The sequence below is a fragment of the Legionella sp. MW5194 genome (assembly GCF_016864235.1).
In the GTDB taxonomy this organism is placed as follows: domain Bacteria; phylum Pseudomonadota; class Gammaproteobacteria; order Legionellales; family Legionellaceae; genus Legionella_C.
In genome coordinates this window covers 74637-92422 of the sequence record NZ_CP045733.1, presented here as the reverse complement: position 1 = coordinate 92422, position 17786 = coordinate 74637, and the positions used below count along the sequence as shown (strand labels likewise).

Here is a 17786-nt window from a genome sequence, read left to right as displayed (position 1 = left end):
TTTGGCCAATATGGATTAACAGTAAACTTTAAAGGACATTAAATGGCATTAGATTTTTCCAAATTGGGTACGGGACAAACTGTTGATACTGTTTTAAAACCGAGAGAAATTTTTAATGCGTTACCCAATAAAAAATCAAACAAATTCCATTATCCCCGCGATGTGCAATCTCAAGTATGGAGCAAGTGGTTTGACCGAAAAGAGGAACGAAACCTGGTCATAAAAATGAATACAGGCGGCGGTAAAACAGTGGTTGGCCTTTTAATTTTAAAAAGTTGCTTGAATGAGAAGAAAGGACCTGTAGTTTACATTGTTCCAGATAATTTTTTAGTAGAGCAAGTTTTATCCGAAGCAAAAGATCTTGGATTAAATGCAGTCGATGACCCTGAAAATGAGAGTTTTTTAAAAGGGAAAGCAATTTTAGTAACTAATATATATAAATTAATTAACGGAAAATCAGTATTTGGTGTTGGGGATGAAGGAACTAAAATACCCATTAAAACGATCCTTATTGATGATGCCCATGCATGCGTAAATACAGTCGAAGAACAATTCACTTTGAATGTATCATCCTCTAACCCGGCACATAAAAAAATATTTAGTATTTTTGAAGAGGCAATGAAAAGGCAGTCGGAAGCAAAATATTTGGAGATTAAATCAGGGGATCCTTTTGCCTACATCTTAATCCCATATTGGAACTGGCAAGAAAATCTTAGTAATGTAATGCAGGTTTTAATTGAAAACAAAAATCATGAAGAAATAAAATTTAAATGGGCATTAATAAAAGAAAATTTAGAGCGATGTAGTTGCGTGATTAGTAAGCATGACATTGAAATTACAAGTAATTGTATTCCAATTGATGTGATTCCGTCTCTGAGTAATGCATCAAGAAAAATATTTATGACCGCCACATTATCGGACGATAGCGTCTTAACGACTCATTTTGGTGTAAGCCCCCAATATCTTAATACCCCCATCACTCCAGATTCAGCGGGGGATGTAGGTGACAGATTAATCTTATTACCACAAGCTCTTAACACCAATATGTTCGATAGTGATGTTAAAGCATTATGTTTGGAATTATCCAAAGAATATAACGTGGTAGTTATTGTCCCCTCTAACAAGCGAGTGGAGTTTTGGGAGGATGCAGCGGATCTCATTTTAAATAAAGACAGTATGCTTCATGGAATTGAACAACTTAAAACGACTCATATTGGCTTAACGATTTTAGTTAACAAATATGATGGGATTGATTTACCCGAAAATGCTTGCCGATTATTAGTTATAGATGGATTACCAGCAGCCCGAAATAATATTGATAAAATTCGCCAGAGTGAGCTTGCAGGTAGTTCGAACAGAGTAAATCAAATAGTTCATAAAGTGGAACAGGGGATGGGGAGAGGAATTAGATCTAATGATGATTATTGCGTCATTTTTCTTATGGGGAAAGATCTTACTTCTCAGCTTTATACGAGCGAAACTTTAGAACTATTTTCACCCGCGACAAAGGCTCAATTAGAATTATCAGAGCAAATAGCAGACCAAATAAAAGATAAGGGAGCTGATGAGATTAAAACTGTCATAAACTACAGTCTAAAAAGGGATCCTCAATGGGTTAAGTTAAGCAGAGGTATTATGGCAGACTTAAATTATTCCAATCAAAATAAAACTGACCCAATAAAAATAGCTTTAAGAGAGGCTTACGATTTAGATCGCTCTGGGAAACCACAAGAAGCAGCAAATAGAATTTTGAATGAAATCAATAGGTCAACTGAAGATCCTTTATTAAGAGGCGTGTTAAAACAATACATGTCGGAATATATAAACAAGTACGATAAGGTGGAATCGCAAAAAACTCAGCTATCCGCTATATCTGATAATTTAAGAGTTCTTAAACCAATCGAAGGCATCTGTTATAGGCCACTACAAAATCATACCGGATCACAAGCAATACAATGTTCTAACTATTTAAAAGAAAAATTTAAAGATGGAAACAAACTTATTATCTATGCAGAGGGAGTATTTTCAAAACTTGTATTTAGTGAAGGCACTGCAAATATATTTGAGGATGCTTTTAAAGAGTTAGCATACCTACTTGGCTTTATAGGCCAACGCCCCGAAAATGATTATGGAAAAGGACCAGATAATCTCTGGCTGTTGGATGATTTAAAATTTTTAGTTATTGAATGTAAAAATGGTGCAACCACTGATCTTATTTGTAAACACGATTGTAATCAGCTGAATGGTTCTGAAATTTGGTTTAATAACAATTATGGCAATGGTGCTAAATGTGTACCTATTATGATTCATTTATCTGCTTGTTTTGAGTATGCGTGTTCTCCAAGTAAAAATATAAAAATAATAAATAAGAGCTTGTTAGAAAAGTTAGTTAATAACGCTCGTCAATTTATAAAATCTATAGCCTCTGATAATAAGTTTGAAGACAGTCAAACTGTCAAACAACGTCTTAATCAATACAAGTTAGAGGCTGATGATATTACAGCCAACTACACAACTCATTTTAAAACAAAAAAAACCTGAACACTTTAAATATATAATGGGAAACAACTAAAAAACAGTATTTCATCAATAGTAAAAGGAATACTTCTTTAGCATTATTTTAATAGCTTTTGAGCTAGTTGAACGCACGTCTAAACAAAGGATAAGCATGGGGACTGTACTTAATTTAATTGTTGATTCGATACAAGAAGGTTTTTTACACCCATCAAGATTTATAAAAAAAATCAAAAGTCACTCTCAGCTACAAATGTTATTAAAAACACCTCCCCAAACGGCTAACGCGGATCAAATAATTCATTGGAACAGGTGGGATAGTTTTTATTTTGATAAAAAATACACCATGAATCTAAGGGAAAGATACTACTCAACACAACAATATATCCCAGAATTAGAATATATTGTCACAGTTAACGAAACAGAAAATTGGTGGTGTGATATTCGCGATATTGATTGCCTTGGCGCATCAAAATCAGATCTGAGCCTGTTTAAAACCCTTGATGATTTCGCAACAACAGTTAACCATAATTTAATCGCCGACATATCAGAACAAAATTTAAATAAAAATTTGCAGTGGGAGGGCGGACGAATATTCAATAATCCTTCATTTTATTGCTATGCATGGGATAACAACCGCATTCATTTATGTAATAGTGGGGGATCTCATCATTTTTCAGCAGCTCGATATCTTGCCTTAAAATTAAATAAAAAGTTTCCTGTTTGCGGTAGACTATATACAGTTCATTTAGACTCACAGTCCGTATTTTCTTTATTAAACCAATTTGATCTTTTTTCTGTAAATAGTAAAGACTGGTTCTTTATTAGTGAAGAATGTGAACATTTTGGTGCTCCAGTTGGATTTTACCCTGCTCCACGACCATTTTATGACCAAACAATTATTTTCCTTCCCCGTAATAATAAACGCTCAATGAGGATCTCGAAACTATTTAAACAAATTCAGCTATTTGATTTTAGCCTTTTCTTATTAAAGTCTCTAAAAAAGCAAGAGCATTGATGGCCAATGCCGAGCCATTACACACAATTTCAAAACTGGCTTTCTGATATCACAAGGGTACACACTTTAGTGATAGGCAGAAAACAAGAGGGTTACATCTATCATATGATTTAAATATTTACTTTTGATAGATGACTTCCAAAGCATCTGGATTTAATTGATAAAAACAGATTGCACGTTCCTGTTTCAAGTTCAATCAACACCAAGGACAACATATAATATACAAAAGAGGATTTGTTCAGTACCAGAAAGATGGAATTTTGGGACATTATTGTTTAATTAAATTGCAACTCAATATCCCAAATATAATCTCTATAGGTTGAAAAGAAAATATTTCTAAAAGCTATTTAAATAGCTTTTAGAACCCATTCCGGCAATGGTGCATTATAATCCAGGGTAGAGACTCTCCATACTCCCAAACCTCACTATTATAATTTCCAGTTGAGCCAAAATCAAAATTAGGGGCTAACTGTTTTATGTACATATAGGCTAATAGACCTGTGTCTCTTCCTTCAACCCAATCCGCGCATAGAAATTATTGCCTTTAAAAAATCGCTCATGCTCAATCCAATCTTGAGAGTTTTTGTCAATTGGCCAGCAAAGTGTGTGTATTTGATACTTTTTATAACGATTTTTTCCTTTGAATAGGTCATTTAAAAAGTTTTTAAGCCCTTGGCTTCTAAAATAAGTATGCCCCTCATCACCATAATGTTTAAAAAATAGCTCGGAAAATCGCTCTATAGGGCTTTTTTCGATAACAAAAAAATATGGCCAAAGGGAGAGGGTTAAGAATCAAATAGCGTTTAATATCAGGCCTTTTTAGCAGCAAATTATTATTGTAATATATTTTTAAGCGTCGAAAATTGAGAAAGCTGTGGATAGAATAACTTAGGGTAATTAATCCACCTACGATATATAGCGTTATCAAAAACTCTTTTACACTCACATCCATTGCTTACACCATAATTCCTAAATCAAAAATCTTTAAATGAGGACTTTTAACGATCGGTTAATTATAACATTCTTATGGGGAATTGGCGTGTACGGTGATTCAGGCAGTTACGTTGCACATTCTGTTTAAATTACATTAATGACAATCAATCGTATTTGATTTTGAGCGCAATCGGGTTATAATATAATTAACCATACCTGCCACGCCTCTTAATAATGCGGACCAGGGCGGGTTATTTACTTTATGCATTCAAAAATGGTTTTTAATAAACCACCTCTTTCCATACCAGAACAAATACATCACTTACGGCAAAAAGGGCTATTGTTGGATAATGAACAAGAAGCTAGCCAGTATTTGACGACCATTGGTTACTATCGTTTGATGATTTATTTTAAGCCTTTTCTCATTAGCTCTGCGACAAACACTAGCCAATTTAAACCTAACACGCGATTTTCGGATCTTTTAAATTTGTATGCCTTTGATAGAGAGCTACGCTTATTAGTTATCGATGCCCTAGAGAGAATAGAAGTCGCTTTTCGTACCGCTATATCAAATGCCATGAGTTTGAAATATGGCGCACATTGGTATCTAAACATGGATTTATTTTCTTCGACTGAGCAATATCAGATGTTTTTGGAGGAGGTTAAATCACATCTGAAACGTTCACACGAAGACTTTATTAAAACGTATTCTTTTTAAGATTCTCACCGAGGATGATGTGTTTATGTTATGGGCTGTCATTCAGCATGCTAAAGGGACCGTCGATCAGCAGCTAATGGGACCGCCTAAAATGTCAAAACGGTACCTATCAAACTTGTCCACTTTTAGTTAATTATACATGTTATTTTCGCTTTTTTGTTTCTCGCTCTCCTCTGTAACTGGGACCATCTAATGTAACCCGATATGAATTATGTCTTAATCTATCGATAGTGGCTGCAGCAAGTAATCGATTAGGGAAAGCAGAACCCCATTCGCTAAAGTCCAGATTGGATGTAATGATCGTTGATGCACGCTCATATCTTTCCGAGATTAGGTCGTGAAAATCCTCATCCTGGGGGTTGCGTAATGGTCTTAGTCCAAAATCATCGATGATTAGTAGTGGCATTTTCACCAGTTCTGAGAACTTTTTATCAAATCGACCTGATGCTCTAGCTGCTTGCAACTCATTAAAGAGTTGATTTTGCGAAAGCCAGAGTGTATCGATTCCTCTTTGTATCGCACAATGAGCTATGGCTTGAGCAATATGAGATTTCCCTGTTCCACAAGGTCCTACGATGAGAATGGGAACTTTTTCTGCAATAAATGAACACGAGATTAACTCCTGTATTTGAGCGCGATTGATTTTAAGGTTAAAGTCAAAATCGAATGATTCTATCGTCTTGTCACCACGGATACGTGCACGCTTCATTCGTGTTCTTAATTTTTTGTTTTCCCTTCCTAATAACTCATCTTGAAGCAGTAATCCCAGAAACTCAGGGTAGCTTAGCTTCTTTTCTATAGACTCACGGTTACGCAGCGGGATGTTCTCAGCAACATGCGATAACCGTAGTTGTTTTAACTGCGAAGATAGCTCGGGCATCGGGTTTATCATCATTTGTCTCCTGTTGTTTGTATTAGTGTAATAAGTGGGACGTATTCCGGCAGAACTTTCCCCTACCGAATAGGGTTTGGCCAATGTTGTCGGTTCTTCCTCATGCGGTAAGGCTTGCTTTTCAGCCCCAACCTCTAGCATCGTCTTGATTGTTTTATAATGCACGCTTTGAAAACAAGCGCTCTATGGCAAGCAGCCTCCAGACGGTCATCGCCATATTTTTTCCTAAGACCGAGAATGCTTTGTGCAGCCCGAAGATAATCTACGACTGAATCATTTAATAGTCCCTCAATAGCAATCACGCATTGGCTTCCAACTTCATGTGCTTGCTTTAGGCACCACTGGGCATCTCGCATCGAGTAAGCCAAAGCATTCGGTGGAAGGTGTTCTGGTATTGTATGTTTGGTGCCTGGTATTTCGAGTTTCGGATGGAGTGCTACCAGTTGATGATTGAAATACAGTCGGATAGTTGTATCCGTTGCTCTAAGCCAAAGCTCTTGCCGTGCGAGGCGATATGGACCTGAATATCGGCATTTCTTGTATTGCACATGGCAATCACCATGAAGCTTGACCTTTTCCCACGCCGCAAACTCGGGCGGATGGTTAGGCAGTTTTTTAAGAAGAGGTTGTTCAATTTCAAATAGAACCAAAGGCTTTTCATGAGTAGTGCCGTGGTTGCGCGCGCCAGCCTCTTGTATTAACCAGATCTTTAACTGCTCGTTCGCATCGTTTAAGCTTCTAAACTGGCGCAGTGGAACAAAGCGGTTTTTAACGTACTTAACCCCGGATTCAACTCGGCCTTTTTTCTGGGGATCATACGGAGGACATGGGGAAATAATAAAACCATAGCCTGATGCGCACTCCCCATATGCCTTTTGAACGCAAGGGTTGTGGTAACAAGCTTTGTAATCGCACACTTCGCGTTATCTATAATTATTTTTTCTGGAACACCATTAAACCATTCAAAGGCACGCCGATGGCAGGCAAGCCATGTCTCAACATCCTGATGTAAGACCATTTCTGCATACATATGACGGCTCCAGGAGAGCACCATCACAAAGATCCAGGTCTTCTGTTCCTCTCCTTTGCCATCAGTAATTTTAGGTCCTTGCCCAAAGTCAACCTGTGCTGATTCGCCCGGTTTAAACTCTAATATCGTGGTGACCGCTCGTTGTTTTTCCTTGTAAGACTTGATATAGCGTTGAACAACGCTATAACTACTTTTAAAACCATGTTCTCGTTGTAAATGAGCATAGATAGTGCTGGCCTGAACGCCCTGTCTGGTCCATTCTTCAATCTTCACCCGGTATGGCTGTATGCTCAAAAAGCTATTGGCACTGCTCTTTTCAAAAATAACGCCAGTTCCTGTTCTGTGGGGATTGACTTATCCTTTTCTAACCAGCCTTGCTCTATCGCAATGTCACGCACCCCTAAGCGTTTTCTATCGGCAAGTTTGTCACGGGACAGCCCTCTGAGCGTAGCGCCTTGACGCAATTGGCTAATAATAATGATATATTCGTGCATCTCAAATCTCCGGTTTGACATCCATTTCCCCATTTATGAATAAACAGAGAAAATTATGTTCATTTTTAACCAAAGTTTGATAGGTGGGGTGGTCCCTTTAGCTGCTGACAGCCCGGTCCCTTTATGTGATGACTAGGTGGTCCCATTAAGTGCTAATGGGGTGGTCCCTTTAGGTGATGACAAAGTGGTCCCATTAGGGTGCTGAATGACATGGGCTAAACAATTGCTCGATCAAGGGCATAATCCTAAGAAGATAATACATAAAATAGATGCACTCAATAAAAATGAGCTAATTAATAAGATTAAATGTTATAAAAAATAATATGATAAAATGGTAACCATTTGCATAGATAGTTTTTACAAGAGAGGTATTGTGTTCTTAACATTTGCTAACGGTTGTATCATTGTTCTGGGGCTTGTGCTTACGTGGTGCATTCTATTTTCTATTTTCGATGAAAAATCATCGCGGCGTTTGGGTATAAAGCTAGGGATCTTGGTGCTGTTTTTGTCTCCATTCATTGCTAAATTGAGCTATGATTTCTATGCAACTGCTTCACGGCAATTGTTTCTTATGGGTGCCAATGGCGAAATTCAATTAGCGTATTCACCATTAAAAGTGCCAAAGACCCAAAATAACCATTATTGCGATCGCTTTACAGACAGCAAAGGTAATTTATTAAACCGCTCTACAATAGGTGATAAGCATCTATTTTGTGGTGTTTTTTGGAATATGGGGGAACATGATGTGGTGTTTTTGCCTTATAAACTTTTAGGCAATAATAAAGCCATCTATTGGGCTTCACCAGAACTAAAAATTATCGGCCCAATGCCGCCTGATCTCCTTTTAATAAAAAGCAAAGCAAAAAATACCAATTCGACTTCATCAGAAAAACCCAATAGAATTTATGTTGAAGGAGGGAAAACAGCGCACATTATAGTAACAAAACAATTTGAGCTTCCATCTGATAAGGCTCACAAGGAAAAAACAATTTCCCCTGGGACAGTGTTATCAGGAGTTACTCTAAAGACTTTCGACGTCTCAGAAAAACTAAGCCAAGCACGTTTTAAATTATTCATTGGAAATACATTATGTATCGCCTCGTCAGATACACATATTAGGCCTGATTACGATACAGCAATGCTATAGCTAGCATCATCAGCCTAAATTGTTCTAATGATGAGGAACATGCGATTCCTATAGAAGCAATAGCAACCGTTTCTGGAAGAACACTATATCCTAAAGAATAAGCGGTGAGCTAAAGCACGCTCACACCGTGATCAAAAAAAAGGAACTATTATAATGCGCATAAATCTAAAAACACCAATACACTACTTCTCTTTTTTACTGTTAGTTCTGTCCTATTTGTCGCTTTCTTTTGAAACCGCTTTAAAATCAGGGGTATTTTCCTCTTATGGCGATTTATTTACCCCAATAACTCATATTTTTTACTGGCCAAGTGACGTGGTCTAATAGAAGCGACCAACCCAGTTAAGGGATATAATGCTCTTAATTGGAGGAAAAAATGTCAACACGAGTAAAATATTCAAAAGAATTTAAGTTGGATGCTGTTAGTCTTGTTTTGGAACAAGGTTATGAACGCAAAACAGCAGCAGAAAGCCTTGGAGTCAAGTACGAGCTGCTATGCCGTTGGGTAAAAGAGGCTGTGCAAGAGGAGGGTCAAGCGCCGAGGCCTGGGTAAACTTACAGAAGAACAGGTAGAGATACGCCGCTTAAGGGAAGAAGTCAAACGGCTGAAGATGGAAAAAGAAATATTAAAAAGCGGCGGTCTTCTTTGCTCAAGAAACGAAGTGAAATATGCGTTTATAGCCCGACATAAGAAGACCTGGCCTATCGACCTGATGTGTCGATTACTGGGCGTGAAGCGCAATGGGTACTACGGTTACTCCAAACGGCAAAGTCACCCAGATAACCCAGAGCGCACTGAATTAATGGATTGGATTAAAAAGGTTTCCGAGTCCTCTCAGCAGACTTACGGAAGTCGTCGTATGAGGAAGGCTCTGAATGCATTGGGCTATCCTATTGGTCGGAATAAGACGCGCAGACTGATGAAAGAGGCTGGTGTGTGGGTTCGTTATCGAAAGAAATACAAGGTAACTACTAACAGCAAACACAAAAGCCTTTATTTAATAACGAGCTAAATCGCCAGTTTACCGTTGACTCACCTAATCGAGCATATGTATCAGACATCACTTATGTTTGGACGCAGGAAGGCTGGCTTTATTTGGCAGTGGTTTTAGATTTGTATTCACGAAAAGTAGTGGGCTGGAGTATGAGCTCTCGAATGAAAGCTGATTTAGTCTGCGACGCACTAAAGATGGCAATTTGGCAGCGAAAACCAGAGCTAGGGCTTATTGTTCATTCCGATCGAGGAGTTCAGTATGCCAGTAAACCATACATACAGCTTTTGGCTCAGCATGGTTGTAAGGGAGCATGAGTCGTAAAGGAGATTGTTGGGATAATGCAGTGGCTGAAAGTTTTTTTGGTTCACTGAAGCAAGAACTGGTGCAGTGGAAAAACTACCAGACTCGTTATGAAGCACAGCAAGATATCTTGGATTATATTGCTATGTTTTATAATAGCAGGCGGCTTCATTCGTTTTTGGGATATGTGTCTCCAAATCAATATGAGCAACAGAGGGAAATGAATTTGAAAAAAGTAGCTTAACTGGGTTGTATCGTTTTACTTGACCACGTCAAAGGTTTGCTTTGCTTCTAGCGCCTGCGCTTGTTTTGATTATTCTTTCTTCTGTTAAAATGAAGAATCATGAGCTTATTTTAAAAGGGTTTTTCCTTTTTGCATCACCAATTATTGTAAGTAATAATATCAGTTTATTTTCATCCCCTAATGTAATTCCCATTTTAAATCAGCCACAACACTTCATACAGCTTTATTATTATGCTTCATGGTGCAAATCAATAACTTGGATGGGGATTATTATATTAGGTTTGATTTGGACTTTTCAAAAAGAACTAAAGCCCGTAGGAGCACAAGCCCATTAAGATATAGTGCATTCATTACCATTGCTATGGAGCGGGGGGATTATTTATTGCTTAACAAGTAATCCAGTTTGCATTGATAAAATCAAAATAACAATAAGAGGTATGTACAATTAAAACGTGGAATCCATTTATTTACAAAAGCAAAGTATATCAACTCGATCATCTAAACGAATTGCGTTGGGAATTTGTTCAACAGGAAGCTACAAATAAGCCTGAAATTCGATATGCGTTTGTCATTGAATTTGGTTTGCATTGCTTTACTCGTGGACTGAATACTCATATAAAGGAGACATGGCAAAATATTGATCCCGAATTAATCTACTCAGACTCCAGAGAGCAGCGTATTTTTTGTTTTTCTCGCTATACTGGGTTGAATTACATATCTGGGGCAAAAGCGAATTAGAGTTTCTATATCACACAAATAAGTGTTAATTATAATCAAACCGGTTGCGTGTCACACTAATTTTATTGATTCTCCCCTGGATTTTTTGTCACTCACTGAATGTCATAAATTATGAGATAAACTCAAGCCTGGCATGGTATCTATTGGATCTCAGTTCGCTTTTGCCCCAGATATGTAATCCAACTCATATTTGTGATAATTGTCACTATCTCCGGCAGTAAACTAGCTAATAACAGATTTCCGCAGCGGTGTTGCGGAAATCTGTTAAAGTAAAATGCGAAACTGTCAGCATTGCTGACAGAATTATTTTGGTACACCTCCTGATTAATCTTCTTTCGACATTAGTCTTTTATATTTGGCAGATTGATGTCGTTCAAGGAGATCAATATCATTATATCGATCGGTAATAGCACTGGAACTATGACCAGCATCATCTCGTACGTGCGCAACAGGCCGCCCACGCATATTAATATCATCGGAAATACCTGTATGGCGCAACCAATGTACTGTTGCTGACTCAAAACTATCAGCCTCTATTGAAAAGCCGGTGCTTCTTAAATTTTGTATGGTGTTATCAAAGCAGTCTTGAACCAAGCGACGAATGTGTCTTGAACTAGTCATTGCTCCTTTACCTTTTTCTTTAGGTAATAGAGGGCTTTGATCATTCATTGAAGGAAGTGGGGTTAACTGCATACTGACACGATATCGCTTGAGTGCTGCAAGCATGTCATCAGGTACGGCAATATCTCGCATTTTGTTACCTTTTCCTACCGTCTTAAACCACCAACATCCTTGGCTATCTTGATAAAAATGTCGCATTTCTGGAGTCCAACGATCACTGGCACATAGCTCAGAGATACGTAAGTACAATAAATAAAGCGCAGAAATAATAAACAATGTCCGTTCATGTCTATCGGGCGCATTATTTGCCATATTTTTAACTGTATCAAGACAAGTTCGCCATTGTTTTTCACTCAAGCGCATCACTTGTGCTTGATGTTGAGTTTTTTGGATATACTTGCTTTTTTGTTTGATCAAAGTAATCGGGTTAATGGATACTTTTTCCTCTAAGGCCAAGTAATTATAAAAACTGCTCAGCACCGTAAAAATTTCACGAATTGCTTTTTGTGATAATTGATAGTTTTGCTTATTGGGCCTCAGTCCATTTTTATGATCAATTTTACTTACAGTGGCTACAAATGGGCGCCACTCATGGTTGGGAATGCGTTCGCCGTTATGCGTAATGAATCGTGCTACTTTTTTAAATCCAATCCATGATTTTGGTGGATTGAAACAAAATTGCATGTAATTTTCAATGTCTTGCCGTTTCAAATCCAGTAATGATTTTTTCTCAATTAGCCAGGCCCATTGAATTAATCGTTCTACTTCTCGACGATATGATTCAAATGTGGCATTATTGTTATCATATTGTTTTAAAAAGTCGAGACAAAAAATTAGGTCATATGGCGCAAAAGATGGTGGCATAAATGCTTGCCAATTTTTTTCTTTAAGCTGTTGGCAAGTGTCTATTAATGGTTGTGGTATAGGAATACTTGCCATGGTCACACTCTAATTTAAAATAAATAGATCATTTGGTCTTATGCGTACTACCATCAATATTATCTTCACTGAATTCTGCTTCAAGTTCTGCAATGCTTGGCAGGTTTGATTTTAAGTTTTCAGGAATTGCCTTTGTAAGTTGATATTCAGAAACGCCTATTGGTTTTTCTATGCCTTTTAGAGCATACTCAGCAATGACTTTGCTTCTTGATTTGCAAAGCAATAAACCTATGCTAGGGTTATCGTGTTCCGTTTTAAGATACTGATCAACCAAGTTGAGATAAAAATTTAATTGTCCAGCATGTTCTGGTTTGAAGCGAACTGCCTTCCATTCTATAACAATAAATGCCCTAAGTTTTAAATGATAAAAGAGCATATCTAGGAAATAAGTTTCGCCATCAATTTCCATCGGATATTGACTACCAACAAATGAGAAACCCTTGCCCAGCTCTAATAAAAACTTGGTAATATGTGCAATGGAAGCATGCTCAATTTCGCGCTCAAGTGCATCATCATGAAGACCTAAAAAATCAAAATTATATGGACTTTTAAGTACTTCTTGCGCAAGTGATGATTGTGCCGCTGGTAATCGGTGTATAAAATTAGATGCTTTACTAGAGGATAAAGCTTGAGATTGATATAAATTTTGATTAATATTTTTTTCAAGTGTTGAGCGTGACCAACCATTTTCAATGGTTTGACTTACATACCAATCACGCATGATAGCATCATTAACTCTTTGTATTAAAACAACAATATGTCCCCAAGGTAAATCCCGCACAGCTTGTGCGCGAATTTCATTTAAATCAGGATATTCCTCGGCAAGACGTTTCATTCGTCGGATGTTTGCTACTGAATAACCCCGGGTTTCAGGAAATAAATTCTGTAGATCTCGAGATAATGTTTCAATAAAGCCCGTTCCCCAAGATTTTTGCTTCTGTTTCTCAATTATTTGTTTGCCAATGTACCAATAGTGGTTGATAACTTCTTGATTTACGGCCAGTGCTGCACGGAATTGTGAGGATTTTATTTGAGTTTTAAGCGCACTTAAAAATGACTTATAATCATGATCGAGATGAAAAGTTATTTCTTTTGACATACTTGGTTCCTTTGTTGGATTGACTAATCGATTTCAATTCAATTTGTCTTCCAAGCACAAAATTTTTGCTCACTGTCCTGTCGTGAGCGAAAATTATACGACTACGATAACTTAATTTCAAAAACTTTCTGCAACGGGCGTTGCAAAAAGTTTAATTGCCAAATTAGATATCAATAATACTTAATTTTCAAATAATTGCAAACAGTCCAATAGTATAAACTATTGGACTTATAAAAACTATCGATGCTGTTTTTGTATAGATCCCATTACCCCCAATTAAACTTTTGTGAGAATACTCTAATTGGCGTAGCGCTCCAGAACTTGCGCCCTGATGCAAAAATTTAAAATATCAGACTGGGAAGTCTCCAATAACATCATTATATTTATCTTGTGCATCAGCTAAGCTTAATTTTGAATAAATTTCTAACGAATCTCTTTTCGCATGTTCGGAGTAAGGTTGGATAAAAGCATCATCAATATTTTTTTTTCTTAAGCCAAGTAAACAAAAAGTGTCTTAATTTATGTAATTTTAACGGCTACCCAATTATATTGTTGTTTGTCATATACTTATCAAGATTAGATAAAAGTAGATAAAAAATAAAAAGCAGGATTGAAGTGTATGTACGTTAATTGGATCAAATAGATCATTAAACATACATGGTCGATTGAAACGAACGCCAAGGTATATCAGTATTTAATTTGAGAAATATCTTACAAAAAAATAAGCAAACAAATCAATTTATTTTATTAATATAAAGCTACAATGTAATTGTTTGGCGCAGCTGGATTGTTGACAGGATGTTGAAACACTAGCGAGATCAAGGATGATCTCAATTCAATGGCAATCACAGCTGCGCACAGGCACAACTATGACTTCTATGTATACAGGACGTCCCTTGGTTAGCTCACTACAGAATTTAATTCCACGCACAACAAAAAAGACCCAGAATTCAGCTTAACTTTTAATAATGAGATTACAGCTCTTTACCCAACTAACTCTTTAGCCCTATCCCAAATATGCATCAACTCATTAAGGGATAGACCCTCAAGGTTAATCAATTCACGTTCCTCAGCAATCAGTTTAACCGCTCGTAATCGTCTTTCAAATTTAGTCAGCGTTTGTCCAAGTGTTACTCTTGGGCTTAACTTACAAAAAATACACAGCGAAAACACTGCGTGGAGTAAATCACCAATCTCTTCTTGCAAAGCAGTTTGATTTTCTTTAGAACTATCATGATTCAAGTGCTCCTTGATTTCATCACACTCACTGTGAATTTGATTCATGATTTGGTCTGCACTTTGCCACTTGAACCCAAATTGGGAGGCTTCTTCTTCCAGAGCGCTAATTTTATCTAAAAGTTCCATGTTCAACCTAAAAGAGATTTGACTAATATTCTTAGAAGTACGCATTAGAATGATGCCATACTTACTTAAACAAATCAGAATGAGATCCTGTTCTTGATAATCTTAACAACTGCACACAATCATCTTTAATGATTTTATAAATTAAAAGCCAATCAGGGGTTATATGACACTCACGATAACCATGCCAATCTCCTGAAAGATTATGATCTTTATGCTTGGGATCTAAAATAGAATCTAAAAGATCTTTATTTTTCCTCTGCTTTACTATCTTTTTAAGATCACGCTTAAATTGAGTAGCCAGTTCTAATTCAAGCATTATCTATAGAATTCCAAACATCCTTCATTGTTTTAAATCGTTCGCCCTTACCTGACTCAAGCTCTTCAATTGCATCAAGCGTCTTTTTGTTCGGTATTTTTACATCAAATGGAAGACCATTTTGAAGACATACTTGACTATAGAAAAGCCGAATAGCCTCAGCAGCAGATAAACCTACTTTATGTAATATCTCTTCCGCCTGTATTTTAAGAGCAGGCTCAATACGAGCATTAATTGTCGCCGCCTTATTCATGATATTCACTCCAATACTTTTCATAATTAAATTGTATAACAAATGCGTTACATTTTCAATGTTTGTTTTACACAAAGAGGCGTCTAATTACCGATAATCAAGTTGGCCTATGGCTCCTCATAAAAACATCGATTCTGGCCCCACTTTAATCTCGCTCCTTTAAGTATCCCTCTGTAGTAATAACAATAAAATAACGTATATTTTATAATTACGTGAAATACATCATGAAATAATTAGGATAGAAGTCGCAAATAAGTATGCCCATTATTTTGAGACAGATTTGAAGCCGTAACCTAAACACAGTGTGATTAAGTCAAGACCCGGTTGCTCGACTTTAACTACTCGTAAAAAAAGATTGTACCTGACATTGAAATATTAGAATTTTCTAATATAATGACCCTATGAATACATTAATAAACACTAGCCTTGAAGTGATGAAAAATAATGCTTCTAAGGCTGAACAATTACTTAAACTTTTAGCCAATTCCAAAAGGCTTCTCATTCTATGCTATCTCCTCAAACAAGAATGCACGGTTGGCGAACTAGAACCCCTTGTCGGTTTGTCTCAATCTGCGCTTTCACAGCATTTAGCTAAAATGAGGCGCGAAGGTGTACTTTCGGTAAGAAAAGAAGGGACTCGAGTTTATTATTTTATTAGCAAACCCGAAGTGGAAGCTGTTTTATCAACGCTTTATTTAATTTATTGCAAAGAATAAAAATCGCTCCATTCATTAGAATACTCTAATGTTTTAAGGATTTCTGTCATGTTATTAAGTAGTATTACCCCAAGAAAACACAGTGCTTTTATTATTGTAATAAGTGCACTGTCGACTTCTCTTTGCGCAGGCTCGGTACCCATCTCATATTCTAAAGCGATTCAGCTTGCGCTCGCTAATAACCCTAAAATCCATGCGGCAAACGCTTCAATAGAAGCAGCGGTCGGGGCCTCAAAGCAAGCAAAAAGTATGAGTTGGCCACAATTAGACCTTGAGGTAAGCGGAGCAAGGACTGATAATCCGATGTCGGTATTTGGTTATAAACTAAGTCAAGGGAATGCCAGTTTTGCTGATTTTGGCGCCAATCAATATACTGGACTAAATACCTTATATACCAAGCCTCAAGCATTAAACCACCCAGGATATTATAGTAATCTGGATACTGCGTTTAAACTAAGCGTTCCTATTTATACTGGAGGAAGAATAAAAGCGCAGCAAGCACAGACGCGTGCTTTAGTTGCATCCGCACAACGTGGCAATCAACAAGCTCAAAATCAACTGGCGTATGAAGTCTATGTGTCCTATGAGCGTTTTTTAACAGCCAAGGAACTGGTAGGCATCGCTGAAAGACAGGTTGCTCGAGCAAAGGTGTTTCTGTCAACAACCAAGGACCTAAAAAAGCAATCTATTACCCTAAATAGCGATGTATTAATGGCAGAGGCTTACTTAAACAGCTCTCTTCTTGGTTTATCTAATGCAAGAATTCAAACAGAAGATGAACTTGATGGCTTTAGAACGTTGCTTGGTAGTCCCGAAAGCACCTTTATACCAAGTCGGCACACAACCTTGAGTGCAAAGACAAAACTCAACTTTTTATTGATGACACGAGCAATCAATGATAATCCATCAATTAAAACCCTTCATGCACGTCTTCAAGCAGAAAAAGCGGTAATTGCTGCCTCTTTGGCACTCTATAAGCCCCAAGTGTCGATGCAATTAAGACATGATTGGAATGGCAATACCATAGGTTCAGGCCTTCCGTCAGATACGATTGCGCTAGGTGCTAACTGGACTTTATTTAGTGCGGGCGAGCGCGCTGGCGCTGTCCAGGTAGCAAGTGCAAATGCAAAAAAAATTCAATTTGAGCTTGATGAGCAACGAAATCAGCTGCGATTACAATTAAAGCAAATACGGCGTGCCGAGCAACAAACTCTTTACGAGTTGCAATTAAGTCGACAAACAGCAGAGAAAGAAGAGGCAGTAATTCAAAAACTAAAGCAGCGATTTGGTCGTGGGTTGGTTCCTCTAAGTGCTTTATTGGAGAGTCAGATGAAACTAACGCAGAGTAAAGCACAAGAACTGCAAGCGCTTCATCAATCAAGAGTGCATCAAGCCCATTGGCTGATGCTCAGTAATCAACTAATTTCTAAAGCGATAAAAAGCGCATAAATTGA

General features: G+C 37.4%; 13 protein-coding genes and 3 pseudogenes. 8 read left to right on the top strand and 8 right to left on the bottom strand.

Annotated elements, in window-relative coordinates; all coding sequences use genetic code 11:
- The first annotated feature begins 42 nt into the window (after positions 1 to 42).
- From GH742_RS15175 to GH742_RS15165, 3 genes are all read left to right on the top strand, one after another.
- Positions 43 to 2541, top strand: a complete 2499-nt coding sequence (locus GH742_RS15175) for a helicase C-terminal domain-containing protein (protein WP_025520167.1) — start codon at positions 43 to 45, stop codon at positions 2539 to 2541.
- A gap of 127 nt (positions 2542 to 2668) precedes the next feature.
- A complete protein-coding gene (locus GH742_RS15170; protein ID WP_021582677.1) occupies positions 2669 to 3532 on the top strand; it encodes a DUF6685 family protein in 864 nt (287 codons plus the stop codon).
- A gap of 1195 nt (positions 3533 to 4727) precedes the next feature.
- Positions 4728 to 5183, top strand: coding sequence for an Abi family protein (locus GH742_RS15165; RefSeq protein WP_021460518.1), 456 nt, complete (start codon positions 4728 to 4730; stop codon positions 5181 to 5183).
- 142 nt (positions 5184 to 5325) lie between these two features.
- Here GH742_RS15165 and istB read toward each other — a convergent pair whose 3' ends face one another.
- Entirely contained in the window at positions 5326 to 6072 is a 747-nt protein-coding gene (gene istB / locus GH742_RS15160) for an IS21-like element helper ATPase IstB (protein WP_025520171.1), read from the bottom strand.
- Positions 6073 to 6097: 25 nt separating this feature from the next.
- Positions 6098 to 7599 (bottom strand): annotated as a pseudogene (istA, locus tag GH742_RS15900) (IS21 family transposase).
- A gap of 373 nt (positions 7600 to 7972) precedes the next feature.
- On the opposite strand from istA, the gene GH742_RS15140 reads away from it, so the two are divergent.
- From GH742_RS15140 to GH742_RS15130, 3 genes and pseudogenes are all read left to right on the top strand, one after another.
- Entirely contained in the window at positions 7973 to 8746 is a 774-nt protein-coding gene (locus tag GH742_RS15140; RefSeq protein ID WP_230305092.1) for a hypothetical protein, read from the top strand.
- Between the two features lie 376 nt (positions 8747 to 9122).
- Positions 9123 to 10285: pseudogene (locus tag GH742_RS15135) on the top strand (IS3 family transposase).
- Between the two features lie 41 nt (positions 10286 to 10326).
- A complete protein-coding gene (locus GH742_RS15130) occupies positions 10327 to 10620 on the top strand; it encodes a hypothetical protein (protein ID WP_021460646.1) in 294 nt (97 codons plus the stop codon).
- Between the two features lie 727 nt (positions 10621 to 11347).
- On the opposite strand, the gene GH742_RS15125 is transcribed toward GH742_RS15130, so the two are convergent.
- The 6 genes and pseudogenes from GH742_RS15125 to GH742_RS15105 form a co-directional block, all read right to left on the bottom strand.
- Entirely contained in the window at positions 11348 to 12583 is a 1236-nt protein-coding gene (locus GH742_RS15125) for a tyrosine-type recombinase/integrase (RefSeq protein ID WP_021460644.1), read from the bottom strand.
- 28 nt (positions 12584 to 12611) lie between these two features.
- Entirely contained in the window at positions 12612 to 13682 is a 1071-nt protein-coding gene (locus GH742_RS15120; RefSeq protein WP_021460643.1) for a YhcG family protein, read from the bottom strand.
- A 349-nt stretch (positions 13683 to 14031) separates the two neighbouring features.
- Positions 14032 to 14206 (bottom strand): annotated as a pseudogene (locus tag GH742_RS15645) (site-specific integrase); the annotation flags it as partial.
- A 460-nt stretch (positions 14207 to 14666) separates the two neighbouring features.
- Positions 14667 to 15047, bottom strand: coding sequence for a MazG nucleotide pyrophosphohydrolase domain-containing protein (locus GH742_RS15115; RefSeq protein WP_021460642.1), 381 nt, complete (start codon positions 15045 to 15047; stop codon positions 14667 to 14669).
- Between the two features lie 61 nt (positions 15048 to 15108).
- Positions 15109 to 15363, bottom strand: a complete 255-nt coding sequence (locus GH742_RS15110; RefSeq protein WP_021460641.1) for a type II toxin-antitoxin system YafQ family toxin — start codon at positions 15361 to 15363, stop codon at positions 15109 to 15111.
- On the bottom strand, positions 15356 to 15640 hold the full coding sequence (locus tag GH742_RS15105; protein WP_239005352.1) for a type II toxin-antitoxin system RelB/DinJ family antitoxin: 285 nt from the start codon (positions 15638 to 15640) through the stop codon (positions 15356 to 15358). The genes GH742_RS15110 and GH742_RS15105 overlap by 8 nt, the downstream gene beginning before the upstream one ends.
- Positions 15641 to 16017: 377 nt before the next feature.
- Here GH742_RS15105 and GH742_RS15100 point away from each other — a divergent pair, with 377 nt between their 5' ends.
- Positions 16018 to 16332 (top strand): helix-turn-helix transcriptional regulator, encoded by a 315-nt coding sequence (locus GH742_RS15100; protein ID WP_021582658.1) that lies wholly within the window; start codon positions 16018 to 16020, stop codon positions 16330 to 16332.
- A 48-nt stretch (positions 16333 to 16380) separates the two neighbouring features.
- Positions 16381 to 17781 (top strand): TolC family protein, encoded by a 1401-nt coding sequence (locus tag GH742_RS15095; RefSeq protein ID WP_021460639.1) that lies wholly within the window; start codon positions 16381 to 16383, stop codon positions 17779 to 17781.
- Positions 17782 to 17786: the final 5 nt, after the last annotated feature.